Raw genomic sequence first — 16032 nt, forward strand, 5'->3', positions numbered from 1 at the left:
AAATTTGTGTCAAGTGTGCACATATACAAATCTTGAATGTAAAAAATCTATATATTATCAACTTCCCGCCCTGCCGCTGCAGGTGTAAGTCCATTCTATATGCTCTCCACCTTTCAGTTTATAAGCCGATGACCCTACATTTGGCGTAACTCCATCAACAAGATAAAGCCAGCCGCTCATATCACCTGCCATCTTTTCATAGAGATAACCAATCCCCTTTACATATGAAGTTTTGTAAATTGGTGAGTATTCAGCATCATATGCAATCTTTTTTAGCTTGCATACCGCTGTCAGCACATCATATGCCGAAGAACCTTTTTTTATTTTAATACTTGTTTTATCAAGCAGCTTTCCGCTGTCGGGCACATATTTTCTCGCATTTTTATTTAGTTTATCCATATTTGAAAGAAGAATAGTACAATCAATCGTCACATCACATTTGATATAATTTTTATCATCTTTTTCATCGGTTAAATTTTTATCTGATACAGAAGTATTATCTTTTTTTGTATTCTTATCAGATGTGTTTTTCTTTGCAGCATCCTTATTTGTCTTATTTTTCCTTGTTGTGTTCTTTTTATTTGTATTTTTTTCTGATACATTACTCTTTTTTTCCGTATTTTTATTTGCGGAAATACTTTTGTCATTCCTGGTATTACTTTTATTTTTTAAACCGCTTTCTTTTTTAGATTTCTTACTCTCGCCTGAACTTCCATTTTTTAGGGCATCTTTTTTAGAAGTATTTTTCTTTTTTAAATTCTTCCCCTCTTCTTTTTCATCACTTGCAATATCTCCACTATCTGTCTTATCCTCACTTCGCCCTATATCATTTTTATCATCCTGCTGCAAGCTGTTCTCATCCTCTTTAATCTCAGACGAGGTATCATTGTCAGATGATTTATCGCTTTCTTCGGCAACAATATTGTCATCTGCCATATCATGATTTTTAACCGACTGTATATCAAGCCTTGAAACACCAAGCACTAACAAAACCACTAAAACTATAGGAATGAGAAATTTTCTATAATTCTTCATATAAATCTCCATTCTTGTTTGCTTACTAATCCATATTCATGTACTGTTTTTTCCTGACAAACACACATATGATAAATATTTGCAAAACTTCCTATAACATTAAAAAAGACAAAATAAAAAATCCCCAATCGGAGATTTCTTTTTGTCTTTGCATAACAAAAAAACACTATCCGCTCTGATACTTCCCACCGAAGTAGACCTGATAAGCAAGGTAGCTAAAATCTCCTTGTCAGCAGGTCTCCTGGCTCGAACTCAACTGATTTTTTACCTTCCCATGAATTTGTCTGGCTATAGTCTTTTCACAGTGGCTTTAAACAAAGCATAAAACTCTTCATAACATATCATGCTACCTGCTCATAGCACTACTTGTATATTGATAAAGTCTTTATACCATGCACAAAAAATCATCCTTCTTACAGTAGCGGGGGCTGCTGCAGCATCTCACTGCATTCCCTTTTAAGTCTGTCTCTTTAACCTGCCTGCGGCGGCCGGCAAAGTACAGCTCACTGACAATATCAAAGAAAGTATATCACACATAATAAAAATTTTATATATGCCTTTTTAACAATAATTATTCATATAAAGAACAATCATTATGCAAAACTCCCTATCATCATACTCCATCTCGACTTCCCCATTATATTTTTGTACAACCTCCTGTACGCTGTTTAATCCGATTCCATGCTCTATCTTATTGCTTTTTATTGTCTTTAAAACACCATTCTTAGCATTTATTCTGCCATCATAACTATTTTTCAAAGTTATAAACATTGCTCCCGACTTATATTTAATATCAAGTTTTATATATCTGTCTTTATCAGGAATCTGTGCAGCTTCTATGGCATTATCAAGTATATTTCCAAGTACAGTCACCATATCTCCCATGTCAGCCTCAATTATTTCAGGCAGTTTTGTAATTAATTCAATGTTTATATCTTTCTCTGCTGCTTCACTCAATTTGTAATTTACAATACTGTCTAGCTGCACATTCCCACTATCACAATACATTTTCGCCTGGTTAATCTTACCTATCATCTGTTCAATATACTTTTTTGCCTCAACATTTTCGCCATCTTCATCAATCAATGATTCAAGCACATAGAGATGATTATTCATATCGTGCCTGATTTTTCTAATACTATCACTATTCTTCCGTAAAACCTCAGCCTGTTTTGCAGAATATATATTTTCACGCTCCATCATTTTTGTATGGATACTGTTTATATAACTTCCGGACATCAAATCATACATATACATTATAAGCATAAGTATAAACAATGACAAAAATACTGATATTATTTTTATATTTTGGCTTACATCTTTGCTCATATAAATCATTAATTCCATGCAATATATCAGCAAAATCACTAAGATTATAGATATATTAAATCCTATTGGAAGCTGCAATTTTGAATTAACATTTTTAAAGCTGGTCACAACACAACATAATAATATCTGCATTATACTAATACAAATAAGCTGGTATGTTTCCCCAAAATATCCATTTTGAGTCATATTTCTATTGCCTCCATCTATTATTAGTCCAAGTACCAATTCACACATAAGTGGAAACATAAAAACCAGCACTACTGTTGACATTATTCTGTTTAATTTTTTCTCATAACAGTCCGCAATAAAATATAATATAATAAACGATGTAATCCCGTTAACCAGCGGAATCGGGAATAAAATATACTGTAAACTGCCTATAATATAACATAAAATATATGTAATCCCTGCTCTGTTTTTTTGCACTTTCAGTTTTCCAAGAAAAAAATTCATATACTTTGCCGTAACACCCAAATCCAGTGCATTTACAATTAAGTAAGTTAGTATATACCATATCTTATCCATTATCTTCCCTCTATCTTCATGAATTCTTTTCTTATCTGCTCTCTTTTTGCCTGACTTATCGGTATCTGTGTACCATCAACCAAAACGACATGATCATATGACATTATCTTTACAAAACGATAATTAATAAGATATGATTTATGAATCAATAAAAAATCATACTGTTTCAGATTTTCATATATTAGTTCGAGAGAATCATAATAATCATATTCTTCATTTTGCAAATGAACATAAATTTTTCTTCCCTTTCGTTCAAAATATAAAATTTTGCTTATCGGAATTTTATAAAAATCACGGCCTTTTTTAAATCTGAATAAATAATTATCCTTTTCGTTTATTTCCTCAAACTGTTCTACGACATTTAATATGGCACTCTCATCTATGGGTTTTATAAGAAAATTAAGCGGTCTGAAATCAAAAAGTTCCATAGCATACTCTCTCTGCGAAGAAACATAAACTATCTGAACTATTTGATTTTTAAGCTGCTGCCTTATATATCTTCCAATATCGACACCGTTCATATTGGGAAGTTGAATATCAAGAAACAGCATATCATAGCAATATGGCAGCTCACCTGTTTCTATTTTTTCACAAAGTTCTACCCCAGAATAAAAAACATCAATATCATATTCTATACATTTTTTATCTAATATTTTAATAAGTGTCCGCTCTAAATCGGAACAAAACTGTGGTTCATCGTCACATATAGCAATCTTTATCACATTGTACTCCATTTCTATTACCGTTTGTCAAAAATATGTCAAAAAAAGTATAACATCATATATAAACTAAGTCAAAATGATTTATATCTGATATCCACATATTTTGTGCAACCGGAAACATTCTGATTTATTTCATATAATATATTATACTTTTATAATTTATGATGCATGATACAAAACATCTTTTGCACAAGACATCGTAATTTATTTATATCAACCTTAACCCTTTTCTCCTATCTTCACGAACCAAAAATTATTATCACCCATACCAAATACTGCACCATGTATGAAATTTTTGCCGTCAACAATACATAGTGTAAACATTCAAGCGGATATCCTAAATCCACTCTGCTGCCTTCTCATAATACTTTCAGACACAAAACAATAATCACAACTATGATGATAAATACAATGATAAAATTTTTCAAATATATTATCGTCTTTTTGATTCTCCGCTGATACTCTTCAATCTCGCCCAACTCAGCCGTTTTTTTTCTTATAAGACGATTTGTAAGTCTCTCGGAAATTTCATCACTGTCAAACATCCTGCATTTTTCCTCCTTTCTGCCGCAATTTATATCATTACCGTTTATCACATCTGCAATACTACGGTAATCTTATAACTCACTACTCCCGGCAAAAATACACCTATTTACAATGAAAATAATAACATATTTCATTGCATTTTTATGCAGGATGTAAAAAAACAAAGCGTTTTTGTAAGAATTTAAAGATGTAAGGCTTTTTATTTCTGCTCACACTTACATTATCCGGCAACACTCATTTTCAGGTAAATCAGATATTAGCTTTTCTCTATCTGCGTTTAAAACCCTGCCAGTTCTCTTAAATCGTTAATAACCTCTCTATCCATCTCATAACATTTTCCATTATAAAATACTTTTGACCCGGCAATCCCAATCTGCCATTTTTTTTCTTTACTTTTTATATAAAGTACACTGACTCCCTCAATCAATTCACTTTTTACTTTTTTATAGCCGGCATTATTAAGGTATGAAATAAACTTTTCTTTGTCCTTATCTGCCATGACTTTATTTCTTACAGAACCAATCTCCATTTCTATCGTCATTTTCTCAGGCTTTGCAAAACCAAAAAGTTTTACTCCCTTTACCTTTCTGTTACTATAGACTGCAAAAATTAAGATAAGGCAAACCACAATGCACAATACAAAAATTTTTCCTTTTTTCATGTAATCATTCAACTCCTTACTTTTTAGACAATGATGAAACCCATGTAAATACTGGTCCATTTACAGATGACTTAAAAGTTGTTTTTTCTCCTTTATAATATATTATCTTAGTACCGCCTAAATCATTATTTAATGCCGAATCCCATATAGCTATATATTCATCTGCCTTATGTCTTCTATACCCTATTATTGTTACCGAATGACCTAAATCCAACGACCTAGCTGATATAGACACTGGTTTCTTTGCATCAATATTCTTTATAATTTCAGCCCATTTTAAAACCCTTCCTCGTCTAATTTCATATTTAATTTTATACTTCTCTAAAGCATTTTGTTTGTCATATATAGTTCCACCTTTTTCATAATTTCTACCTATAATATCAGCTACTGCTCTAGCAGATATATCTTTACCATTTACATAATTAACTATAGTTGCAACTGAAGCAGCCCAACATAAATTGTGATTTCCCTGCCCTTTAGGATTATTTAACTTCAGCATTGTTTCTTTTAAATTTGTATCATTAATTTGACTTGAAAATTTTGCTTGATATTTTTCCATCACAATTTCTGTATTATCATAATCTGTTATATTTACATAACTTTGTTCAATATTTGACATAACTCCGATACTCTTATTATATAACTTAAAATAATCTAAACTGCCGTAATATATTTCCTTAGAATCCCCAAAAAACTCTACTTTTTCTAAATCGGATTGCGCTATAAGAATATCATCTTCTAAATAAAACACATAATCTCTATTATAATAATCTATCTGATTCAAACATTCTACCATTTCTGTACTCACACCACATTGTAGTTCATTGTTAATACAAACAACTTCCATTAATAACTTATATTTCTTATTTGTATCCATAATTGGATAATATACTACACTTTGTTGATTAATTTCGTCAACATTTATTACACAAAATGGTTCTCCAATATAAAGCTTTTCTTCTGTATCACCATTTTCCCCAATATATTCTCTCGCATAGTCAGATATTTCAGCATAATGTTCTAAGGCAAATTTATTAATTTTATCAGATATGTACACTGAATTATTTTCTGTTGAATTTGTCAAAAAAATATCATTATAATTTGTTACCCCATTTGCATTAACTTTTTTCCCAAACAAAAAAATTGCTAAAACCACCAAAAATACTCTACTAATATTTGACATAAAACTTTTCATAATGACTTTCCTCCTTTAAATTCCATATTCTTCTTAGGCATTTGCGAAACTCTCATAATATATTAGTCAAGCGGATATTCGCAATCCGCTCTGCTACTTGCTCATAACACTATTAGCTGCTACCTCAGCATATGTATCAGAAGCGGCTTGTCCCTCTCCTGATACAAGCAAGTCCCCCACGCTCTCTACGCAATAGATGTGGTGACTTCCTTAATAATGTTAAATTGTGCTGATTTAACAAATAGTGTTAGCTGGCATTTTGTACAAATAAATAAATGCAATTTCCAAGTACAAATAATGAATTTCGTAATTACCTACCATATTTAATATAACATAGCATTTGTTATTTTTTATTTAATGTAAAAAAATATAGCATTTTTGTAAGAATTTAAAGTTTTCTCTAAAACCTGACATAAATATCCAGTAAAATATCCTTTTCTTAGATATTTTACAAATCACACTGGTAAATTTAACCCCTCCTAAATATCATACACCGAATTTCTCACCTCACCGTTAAGGAATGACTCAATATTCTTATAAACTTCCTCCACACAGCGTTTTCTCGCTTCTACCGCTGCCCATGCGATATGCGGTGTTATATAAACATTGCTTCTGTCAAGAATTCTGTTTAAAGGATTGTCGTGCTTTATCGGCTCGCCGTTTAAAACATCAAGTCCTACAGCTCCTATCTCGTCATTCTCTATAGCCTCTGCCAATGCTTCATCATCTATAATACCACCTCTGCCGAGATTTAAAAGTACCGCATCTTCTTTCATCTTCTTAAATGCACTCTCATTCATAAGTTTACTTGTCGCATCATTTAGCGGTGCATGAATTGACACTATATCAGATTTTAAAAGCAGTTCATCAAACGAAACCTGTCTGTAATCGCTGTTACTGTTTTTTCCCGAAGTTGAATAATATATAACTTCACACCCAAATGCTTTTGCAATATCAGCAACACGCCTGCCAATCCTGCCAAGACCTATAATGCCCCATGTCTTACCTGCAAGCTCATGAAACTTCTCTGGAAAACAGCCGAAGCCGACCTGTCTCTCGTACTCACCTCTCTTTACATAGTCATCATAAAATCTCGACTTTTCCCACAGATAAAAAAGCAGCGAAAAGGTATGCTGCACCACTGCCTCCGTAGAATAGCCGACAACATTAGAAGCCGCAATTCCACGCTTCTTTATATAAGGAACATCAATTGGGTCAGTTCCTGTAGCCGTGATACAGATAAGTTTCAGATTTTTTGCATCCTTTAAAATAGACTCATCCATCTTTATCTTATTCATAATGGCAATATCTGCTTCCTTGATACGGATTGCATTTTCAGCCGGAGTATCTACATCATATACAGTAACATCACCGAGCTTATCAAAAGCAGACAGATCCATATCATCACCAAGCGACTGTGCTTCCATAAAAACTATCTTTGGTCTTTTATCTTTATTCATTTTAACCTCTTTTCTTTATATGCTTTTACACCATGTGAAAAACATCTGCAATTAACCATTTTCCAATCCCACAATACATCTTCTATTTAATATGAAGTATCTCCTTTGCCCTCTCCACCTGCTCTTTTGTAGGCGGCTCGACATCCTCAAGGCTATACTTGTAACCGAGTTCCTTCCATTTAAATACACCAAGCGTATGATAAGGAAGTATCTCAACTTTTTTGACTGTCTTTAATTTTGAGATAAATTCATAAAGTCTTTTTAAATATTTCTCATCATCATTTATCCCCGGAACAAGAACATGTCTTATCCACATATCTTTTCCCTGTTTTGAAAGATACTCAGCCATATCAAGTATATTTTTATTTGTAAATCCCGTAAGTTTTTTATGCTCCTCATCATCTATATGTTTTATGTCGAGCATAAATAAATCCGTGTATTTTAAAAGTTCATTGAACTTGTCGAAAAACTCCGGCTCTCTTGTAAACGGATTTCCGGCGGTATCGAGTGTTGTATGAATTTTGTCCTGCTTTGCAAGTTTAAAAAATTCGATAAGAAAATCTATCTGTAAAAGTGCTTCGCCGCCGCTTACCGTGATGCCGCCGGTCTTTCCCCAATAACTTTTGTATCTTTTAGCCTGTTTTAAAAGTTCCTCCGGCGTCTTTAAATTATCATAGTCATCCCCCGGAAGTTTCCATGTATCAGGGTTATGGCAATATTTACAACGCATATTGCAACCCTGTAAAAAGACAAGAAATCTCACTCCCGGCCCGTCTGCCGAACCAAAACTTTCTATTGAATGTACTCTTGCATATATCTGTTTATTTTCTGACATAATAATCTCCATTTCTTTTTTTATATTCCTAAATCGCTTATAGTATAGCAGATTTGCTCATGAAATTATACATAGCTTATTGATTTTTATCATTAAGTTATGAAAGCATCAAATATAGATAACAATATATTTTTACATACAAATTGCTATTTGCATGATTGTAAAAATTGCAATCCATGACATAAATTTCAACAAAAAACTCCCCATCACCGCCTTTCCGGCGGCAATTGGGAGTTATTTATTTACTGCCCACACCTGCGTGCGTTTGGCAGCTATTTTTTCAATATCTATCAAGCGGATATTCGTGATAGGCTTTGCTGCCTGCTTGATAGTATTAAATGCCTTTTGCATACCATTTCTTCTTAAACATCATTAAAAATCATAGTACACCAAGCTTATGATTTCCTACATATGGTCATGGCAGGTTCTTGCGATTACATCGAGCTGCTGCTCTCTTGTAAGGTCAATGAACTTAACTGCATATCCTGATACACGGATTGTGAAGTTTGCATACTCCTCTTTCTCAGGATGCTCCATAGCGTCGATAAGTTTTTCTTTACCGAATACATTGACATTGAGGTGATGTGCTCCCTGGTCGAAGTAACCGTCCATTACCTGAACAAGGTTTGTCACACGCTCGCCATCCTCGTTTCCGAGTGCTCCCGGATTGATTGTCTGTGTATTTGAAATTCCATCAAGTGCCCACTCATATGGAAGTTTTGTGAGTGAGTTAAGCGAAGCTAAAAGTCCGCTCTTTTCTGCACCGTAGCTTGGGTTTGCTCCAGGTGATAAAGGCTCTCCGGCTTTTCTTCCGTCAGGCATTGAACCTGTTGCTTTTCCGTAAACTACATTTGATGTGATTGTAAGAATTGATGTTGTAGGCTCTGAGCGTCTGTATGTGTGATGCTTCTTAATCTTATCCATGAATGTTCCAAGAAGCCATACACCAATCTCGTCTGCTCTGTCATCATCATTTCCGTATCTAGGGAAATCTCCTTCTATCTCATAATCTTTTGCAAGTCCGTTCTCATCACGGATAACCTTAACCTTTGCATATTTGATAGCTGAAAGCGAGTCAATTACATGAGAAAATCCTGCGATACCTGTTGCAAATGTTCTCTTTAAGTCTGTATCCATAAGTGCAAGCTCTGCTGCCTCATAATAATACTTGTCATGCATATACTGGATGAGGTTAAGCGTATTTACATAAAGGTCTGCAAGCCAGTCCATCATGTCATCATATCTTTCCATTACCTCATCATAGTCAAGGTACTCAGATGTAATAGGTCTGTACTTAGGTCCTACCTGGTCGCCTGTCTTTTCATCAACACCACCGTTGATAGCATAGAGAAGACACTTAGCAAGATTTGCTCTTGCACCGAAGAACTGCATTTCCTTACCTGTCTGTGTTGCTGATACACAGCAGCAGATAGCGTAATCATCACCCCATACAGGCTTCATTGCATCATCGTTCTCATACTGGATAGAGCTTGTTGTGATGGAAATCTTAGCTGCATATCTCTTAAAGTTATCAGGAAGTTTTGATGAATAAAATACCGTAAGATTTGGCTCAGGAGCAGGTCCCATGTTCTCAAGTGTATGAAGGAAACGGTAATCAGTCTTTGTTACCATTGAGCGTCCGTCAACACCTGTACCTGCAACATCAAGTGTAGCCCATACCGGATCACCTGAGAAAAGTTCATTGTATGATGGGATTCTTGCGAATTTAACCATTCTGAACTTCATTGTCATATGATCGATAAGCTCCTGTGCTTCTTTCTCTGTAAGGATGCCTTTCTTCATATCTCTCTCTATATAAATATCAATGAATGTTGATACACGGCCTACTGACATCGCTGCACCGTTCTGTGTCTTGATCGCTGCAAGGTATCCGAAGTAAATCCACTGGATTGCTTCTTTTGCATTCTTTGCCGGCTCAGAAATATCAAATCCGTAAATCTCAGCCATTTTCTTCATGTTTTCAAGGGCACGAATCTGTTCTGCGATTTCTTCTCTAAGACGGATAACTTCGCCTTTCATGCTTCCGCTTCCACATTTGAGCTTGTCTTTCTTCTTCTCTTCAATAAGGAAGTCGATACCATAAAGCGCAACTCGTCTGTAATCACCTACGATACGACCACGACCGTATGTATCAGGAAGTCCTGTCATTATCTTATTGTGACGCGCCTTAAGCATTTCAGGTGTATATGCATCAAATACAGCAGTATTATGAGTTTTGTGATATACCGTGAAAATCTTTTTAATCTCAGGGTCTACTTCATATCCGTATGTCTCGCAAGCCTGAACTGCCATCTTGATACCGCCATAAGGCATAAATGCACGCTTGAGAGGTTTATCTGTCTGAAGTCCTACTACTTTCTCTAAGTCCTTTAACGACTCATCTATATATCCCGCATCATGTGAAGTAATCGAAGATACGATTTTTGTATCCATATCAAGCACTCCGCCTTTTGCTCTCTCTTCTTTCTGAAGTTTCTGAAGTGCTCCCCAAAGCTTATCTGTAGCCTCAGTAGGTCCCTCAAGGAATGATTCATCACCTTCATATGGTGTATAGTTGTCCTGAATAAACTGTCTGACATTGATTTCCTCTTTCCAGAGTCTTCCTTCAAAGCCATCCCATTCTTTCATCTCTACCACGATAATTTCCTCCTGTATATTGATAAAATGTATAAATTATATTTGTTATGGTATAAAAATAACTTTATACCTGCAACAACTAATTTTTATCATGTATTTAACCTATAGTCAAGTATTTCTAATTAACAAATTTTCTCATATTATCTTTTTTATTGACAAAAAAAGTTTTTATGTCATTTTTATCAGCAACAAAACACCCATAAAATAAGCATTACGGGTGTTTTGAGGAATTTTCTTTATTTACTTAATGAATAAATTATTTCAAATATTATATATTTATGATTAGTGTACGGTCAATCAATATTTACTATAACCATTATCTTCTAATGATATAATATTCTCATTTTCACTGTAGCTGCTCTGTCCTGCAAACTCTGAAGCATCAGGTATGCGGTGTGCACTGTTGTTAAATCCTGCACTATTTGAAACTCCAAATGAATCTATTTTTTTTGCCATACCTGTGTTTGTACCTATATTTCCTGACTGACTGCCATAATCAGGACCTGTCATTCCCGGATTATTTTTAAGTTTATAATTTCCAAGAAGCACCTTAAGGTTCTGAGCCTGATTTGACAACTGTTCACTTGCGGCTGCACACTGTTCGCTTGTAGCAGAATTATTCTGAATGACAGATGAGACCTGTCCGATAGCCTCGTCTATCTGACTGAGTGCTGTTGCCTGCTCAGTTGAGGACTCTGCAATATTGGCAACTATCCTGACTATCTCCTCAACATTTCCTGCTATGGCTGCAAGTTTTGAAGCTGTCTCACTTGCTATAACTGAACCGTTCTGAGTCTTTTCGATAGAATCTTCTATCATCTCTGCTGTCTCACTCGCTGCTGCCGCACTCTTTGCTGCAAGGTTTCTTACTTCCTCAGCTACTACTGCAAATCCCTTGCCATGCTCACCTGCTCTCGCTGCCTCTACCGCTGCATTAAGTGCAAGTATGTTCGTCTGGAATGCAATATCATCAATCGTCTTGATAATCTTTGATATATTTTCTGATGACTCTGTAATATCCTGCATTGCCGACATCATTCTGTTCATCTCATCTGTTCCGGCTGATGCCTCATCCTTTGCCTGATTCACAAGATTTTCAGCTTCTTTTGCTTCCTCGGCATTCTGCTTAGTTCTGGATGTTACTTCTGTAATTGATGCTGTCACCTGCTCAATCGCACTTGCCTGCTGTGTAGAACCCTGTGCAAGTGACTGGCTTGCTATTGCCACCTGCTGTGCTCCTGCACCTACCTGGTATGCCGATTCTTTAATATTTCCAAGCGTCTTATTATTTGAGTCAACCATAAGTTTAAACGCAAAACCAAGCTGATCTGCTGTTGTCTGTGGATTTATCTGCATTGAGAGATTTCCTCCTGCAACATCATTCGCTACGGCAACCTCTCTCTTCATTCTTTCAACAACTTTATTAAAGCTGTTTATCATTTTTCCAAGTTCATCGTTTGTCGTCGCAGCAATCTTATCACCTGAAAGGTCACCTGTTGAAATCTTTTCTGCCAGGTCGGTAAGTGCTTTGATAGGTTTTGTAAGAAATCTTGTATATGTAGTGGCAATAATGATAAAAAATACAAGACATATAAATGTTATAATACTCAAAACAACACTTGACTGCTCATTTCGTTTTTCAACACTTTTTCTTCCTGCATCACTCTTATCACTAAAATACTTTGATACGCTTGAAACTTCCTCGTCAACATCATCTGATACTGCTTTTACGGAATCATTGTATATCTTCATTGCCTGAGTATATTTTTTCTGTGATACAAGTGTCATTATCTGCTTAAATGCTGCAGTTCCGTCATTCAATATTTTTTTAACATTTTCAAGAGAAGTTTTAGCCTGTCCGTTCTCATCCGTCTTTGGAATAGAGTCTATAAGATCATCAAGCTCTTTTGTACAGGTTTCTGACGATTCCGTAATCTCTTTTGAAAGTGAACTCAAATCTATACCGTCATTTGCTGCATATGCATAGTCAGACAAAAGACTTTCAAGTCCTTTATAATCCTTAGTAAAAGTTCCTATATCAATGCATTTTTGTGTATATGTATCATATACCGTATTATATTTATCAGCTATTGTTCTCTGTGCATTTATTCCCATAATACTAAATACTATCAAAATAATTCCTGCGACTCCATATCCAATGAAAGTCTTTTTAGCCAAACTCAAATTCTTCATATGTTTTTTCCTCCATTTATATTGATTTTTATTTATTCTTCCTCTGTTTCATCTTCCGCTTCATCATCCTTTTCAGGCTCCGGGTCATTGATAAGCTTGTCTGGGTCAAGCAAAAGCTTAACCTCGCCGTTTACCCTGCCTATTCCAAACACATATTTTTTCGCCTGCATTACAAGGTCGCTGACGCTTGGCGGAGGAGTTATCTCATTTTCAGCAAAAGCTGCAACTTCATCAATCGCATCTACGATAAGACCTATGACTGTTGACTTGACATCTATAACTATAACGCAAGTTCTGTCATTGTATTCAAGTGGTTCTTTTCCAAACCTTATCCTTACATCTATAACAGGTATAATCTTTCCTCTAAGATTTATAAGCCCTATAAGATAATCCTGCGTTTCAGGTACTTTTGTTATCTGCGATAAGCCGATTATCTCATTTACATATTTGATTGAAATACCATATATCTCGTCCGCACACTTAAATGTCATATATTGTTCTTTTTGAATTTCGTCCTCAACAATAACATCAGGTATATCCATTTTTCCATCGGTTAAATCCATTCTGCACCTCCATCAATTCATCACAAGTCCGCCTGTGTCAAGTATCAGGCTGATGCTTCCATCACCAAGCTGCGTACATCCCGATATACCTTTTACTTTCTTTACATATGAAGGTATAGGTTTGACAACTATCTCCTGTTCACCTGCCAGTCTGTCAGCAAATACAGCAAGTTTTCTGTCCTCATGATTAAGTATGATAACTATTCCTTCATCAATTTCTTCAACCGCATTATCAAGATGATAAAATCTGTTTAATCTGATAAGCGGATAACATTCCTCCCTTATCATGACATATTCTTCACCGTCAGGTTCTACTATAAGTTTATCTTTCTCAATGCGTATAAATTCTGTAACAGAGTTCGTCGGTGTAACAAAATTCGTCTCCCCGACAGAAAAAATTATTCCATCGATTATCGCAAGTGTGAGAGGAATCTTCATCGTCATAGTAGAACCCTGCCCCTCAACACTCTCAATGTCAAGAACACCGCCAACCTGCTGGATATTCTTAACAACAACATCCATTCCTACACCTCTGCCCGAATACTCGGTAACTTTCTTCTTTGTAGAAAAGCCCGGTACCGTTATGAAATTGAATATTTCTTTTTCTGTAAGGTCTTTTTCTGTTCTGTTTCCCAAGAGACCATTTGCCTTTGCCTTTTCAAGGATTTCATCCTTTTTAAGACCCTTACCGTTGTCTGATACCGATATCCATACCTGACCGCCCTCATTTTTGGCTTCGAGCACAACCTTTCCCTTTTCCGTCTTTCCGATGGCTTTTCTGTCCTCGTCACTCTCAATTCCGTGGTCAACAGAATTTCTTATAAGATGCATGAGAGGATCTGAAATATGTTCGATAATATTTTTATCAACCTCAGTGTCCTCACCGATAACCTCAAGTTCTATATCTTTGCCAAGCTTTTTGGATGTATCATAAACTATTCTGTTCATCTTCTGGAATGTATTTTTAAGCGGCATCATACGCATTGCCATTATGGCATCCTGAAGTTCTGATGTTATTTTTGAAAGCTGGCCTGCTGACTTTTGGAAGTTTGTAAGGTCAAGTCCCGGCACTTTAAGGTCAGGATTTTGCAAAACTACTGCTTCTGCGATAACAAGCTCTCCGATAAGATCCATCAAAAGATCCATCTTTTTAATATTCACACTGATAAAACTCTGTGCTTCACCTTTCTTGACCGGAGCACGCTTTGGCTTTTTCTTTGGCTTTGCTTTCTGCTCTGCCTTATCCGTTTCGTTTTCCTTTGTCTGTTTGTCAGCTCCTTCTTTTTCTTCCCGCGAACTGCCCGGCTTCTGGCTTTCTACAAGTATCGTAGGTTTCTCTACCGGAGCTGTGAGAACATCTCCTGCACTCGATGCCGGTTTACTCTCAGCCTCCACACAGAAATCAAGAAATTCATCACTGGTACACTCTTTTATCTCTATGTTTTCTATTCCTGCACTTGAATTTATAAGTTCAGTTATAGTTTGTGGTCCCTCTGTAGTCTGAAGTGCAATCCTAAAACCAAATTCAAGAACAACATCTGCACTGTCAGGATTTGAGATAATGTCAGATGGCGTATAAAGTATATCCTCCGCAATCCCTTTAAGCGAATTGACAGCCATATATGCTCTTATGTTCGCCATCTCAGTCTCTTTATAATATGTAATATATATATTGTAGAACTTGCTGTCATCCGATGCTACAGGTGCAATATAAAAATGTGGTTTTTCACTTTCTTTTGCTTTTTCCTGTTTTTCAGCTATAACCTGTTCTGCGTCTTTATCTGATTTGTTTTGAATTTTCTTTAAAAACTTATCGAGTTTCTCTATCAATGCTGTCGGATCTTCGTCAGGATCAGCGCCATCTTTTATCTTTTCCAGTTCTTCTGTTATAAAATCCGATACTTCAAGTACATCATCAACAAGCTCGTCATGTGGTACATCATCAGGATGACTTTCTCTGATAAAATAAAATACATCTTCAAGTTTATGTGCAAGTGTTGCAACATTCTGAAACATCATAACTGCCGATGATCCCTTTATAGTATGCATGATACGAAATATCTCGTTTACATTGTCCTCGTCAAACTCTCCAACATCCTTACTTTCAAGACATATGTTTTCGAGATTTTCAAGTCCCTGCTCTGTTTCAAAGATGAACATATCGAGCATACCTTCGGTAATCATATCATCTCCCATAACACCCTCCTATTCTGTCTGTACTATTTATCCGGCCGTTTCATAGCGGCGGTATATCTTATTTTCCGTGTCCAAATCCCTTTTGCATAACACAAAAATTTATGATAAGTAAAC

The 16032-nt window shown here is 35.5% G+C and carries 12 protein-coding genes and 1 riboswitch; all 12 genes read right to left on the reverse strand.

Going from position 1 to position 16032, the window contains the following annotated elements:
* Positions 1-57: 57 nt before the first annotated feature.
* Entirely contained in the window at positions 58-1035 is a 978-nt protein-coding gene (locus DWZ63_RS07480) for a DUF4430 domain-containing protein (protein WP_182431456.1), read from the reverse strand.
* Between the two features lie 213 nt (positions 1036-1248).
* Positions 1249-1543, reverse strand: a riboswitch (cobalamin riboswitch).
* A gap of 53 nt (positions 1544-1596) precedes the next feature.
* A complete protein-coding gene (locus DWZ63_RS07485; RefSeq protein ID WP_182431457.1) occupies positions 1597-2550 on the reverse strand; it encodes an ATP-binding protein in 954 nt (317 codons plus the stop codon).
* A gap of 338 nt (positions 2551-2888) precedes the next feature.
* Positions 2889-3611 (reverse strand): LytTR family DNA-binding domain-containing protein, encoded by a 723-nt coding sequence (locus DWZ63_RS07490; protein ID WP_022013423.1) that lies wholly within the window; start codon positions 3609-3611, stop codon positions 2889-2891.
* Positions 3612-3970: 359 nt separating this feature from the next.
* The gene (locus DWZ63_RS07495; RefSeq protein ID WP_147353208.1) at positions 3971-4156 is read right to left on the reverse strand and encodes a hypothetical protein; all 186 of its coding nucleotides are present in this window, start codon (positions 4154-4156) and stop codon (positions 3971-3973) included.
* A 278-nt stretch (positions 4157-4434) separates the two neighbouring features.
* Positions 4435-4818, reverse strand: a complete 384-nt coding sequence (locus DWZ63_RS07500; protein WP_118499318.1) for a hypothetical protein — start codon at positions 4816-4818, stop codon at positions 4435-4437.
* 16 nt (positions 4819-4834) lie between these two features.
* Entirely contained in the window at positions 4835-6013 is a 1179-nt protein-coding gene (locus tag DWZ63_RS07505) for a C39 family peptidase (RefSeq protein ID WP_118499320.1), read from the reverse strand.
* Positions 6014-6492: 479 nt separating this feature from the next.
* Positions 6493-7473 (reverse strand): D-2-hydroxyacid dehydrogenase, encoded by a 981-nt coding sequence (locus DWZ63_RS07510; RefSeq protein ID WP_118499321.1) that lies wholly within the window; start codon positions 7471-7473, stop codon positions 6493-6495.
* Between the two features lie 82 nt (positions 7474-7555).
* Positions 7556-8308: a pyruvate formate-lyase-activating protein gene (gene pflA, locus DWZ63_RS07515; protein WP_055941005.1), complete on the reverse strand. Its 753-nt coding sequence runs from the start codon at positions 8306-8308 to the stop codon at positions 7556-7558.
* Between the two features lie 405 nt (positions 8309-8713).
* Entirely contained in the window at positions 8714-10966 is a 2253-nt protein-coding gene (gene pflB / locus DWZ63_RS07520) for a formate C-acetyltransferase (RefSeq protein ID WP_055941002.1), read from the reverse strand.
* 297 nt (positions 10967-11263) lie between these two features.
* Entirely contained in the window at positions 11264-13159 is a 1896-nt protein-coding gene (locus tag DWZ63_RS07525) for a methyl-accepting chemotaxis protein (RefSeq protein WP_055940999.1), read from the reverse strand.
* Positions 13160-13191: 32 nt separating this feature from the next.
* Positions 13192-13722: a chemotaxis protein CheW gene (locus DWZ63_RS07530; RefSeq protein WP_172794130.1), complete on the reverse strand. Its 531-nt coding sequence runs from the start codon at positions 13720-13722 to the stop codon at positions 13192-13194.
* Positions 13723-13734: 12 nt separating this feature from the next.
* Positions 13735-15918, reverse strand: a complete 2184-nt coding sequence (locus DWZ63_RS07535) for a chemotaxis protein CheA (RefSeq protein WP_118499323.1) — start codon at positions 15916-15918, stop codon at positions 13735-13737.
* Between the last annotated feature and the right edge of the window lie 114 nt (positions 15919-16032).

Origin of the sequence: Clostridium sp. AF34-13 (assembly GCF_003477845.1) — a bacterium.
Lineage (GTDB): Bacteria > Bacillota > Clostridia > Lachnospirales > Lachnospiraceae > Butyribacter > Butyribacter intestini.

Excerpts from the sequence above, each read along its gene's own strand:
- DWZ63_RS07480 (WP_182431456.1), bottom strand. The coding sequence starts at position 1,035 with ATGAAGAATTATAGAAAATTTCTCATTCCTATAGTTTTAGTGGTTTTG.
- DWZ63_RS07485 (WP_182431457.1), bottom strand. The coding sequence starts at position 2,550 with ATGACTCAAAATGGATATTTTGGGGAAACATACCAGCTTATTTGTATT.
- DWZ63_RS07495 (WP_147353208.1), bottom strand. The coding sequence starts at position 4,156 with ATGTTTGACAGTGATGAAATTTCCGAGAGACTTACAAATCGTCTTATA.
- DWZ63_RS07500 (WP_118499318.1), bottom strand. The coding sequence starts at position 4,818 with ATGAAAAAAGGAAAAATTTTTGTATTGTGCATTGTGGTTTGCCTTATC.
- DWZ63_RS07505 (WP_118499320.1), bottom strand. The coding sequence starts at position 6,013 with ATGAAAAGTTTTATGTCAAATATTAGTAGAGTATTTTTGGTGGTTTTA.
- DWZ63_RS07510 (WP_118499321.1), bottom strand. The coding sequence starts at position 7,473 with ATGAATAAAGATAAAAGACCAAAGATAGTTTTTATGGAAGCACAGTCG.
- pflA (WP_055941005.1), bottom strand. The coding sequence starts at position 8,308 with ATGTCAGAAAATAAACAGATATATGCAAGAGTACATTCAATAGAAAGT.
- DWZ63_RS07525 (WP_055940999.1), bottom strand. The coding sequence starts at position 13,159 with ATGAAGAATTTGAGTTTGGCTAAAAAGACTTTCATTGGATATGGAGTC.
- DWZ63_RS07530 (WP_172794130.1), bottom strand. The coding sequence starts at position 13,722 with ATGGATTTAACCGATGGAAAAATGGATATACCTGATGTTATTGTTGAG.
- DWZ63_RS07535 (WP_118499323.1), bottom strand. The coding sequence starts at position 15,918 with ATGGGAGATGATATGATTACCGAAGGTATGCTCGATATGTTCATCTTT.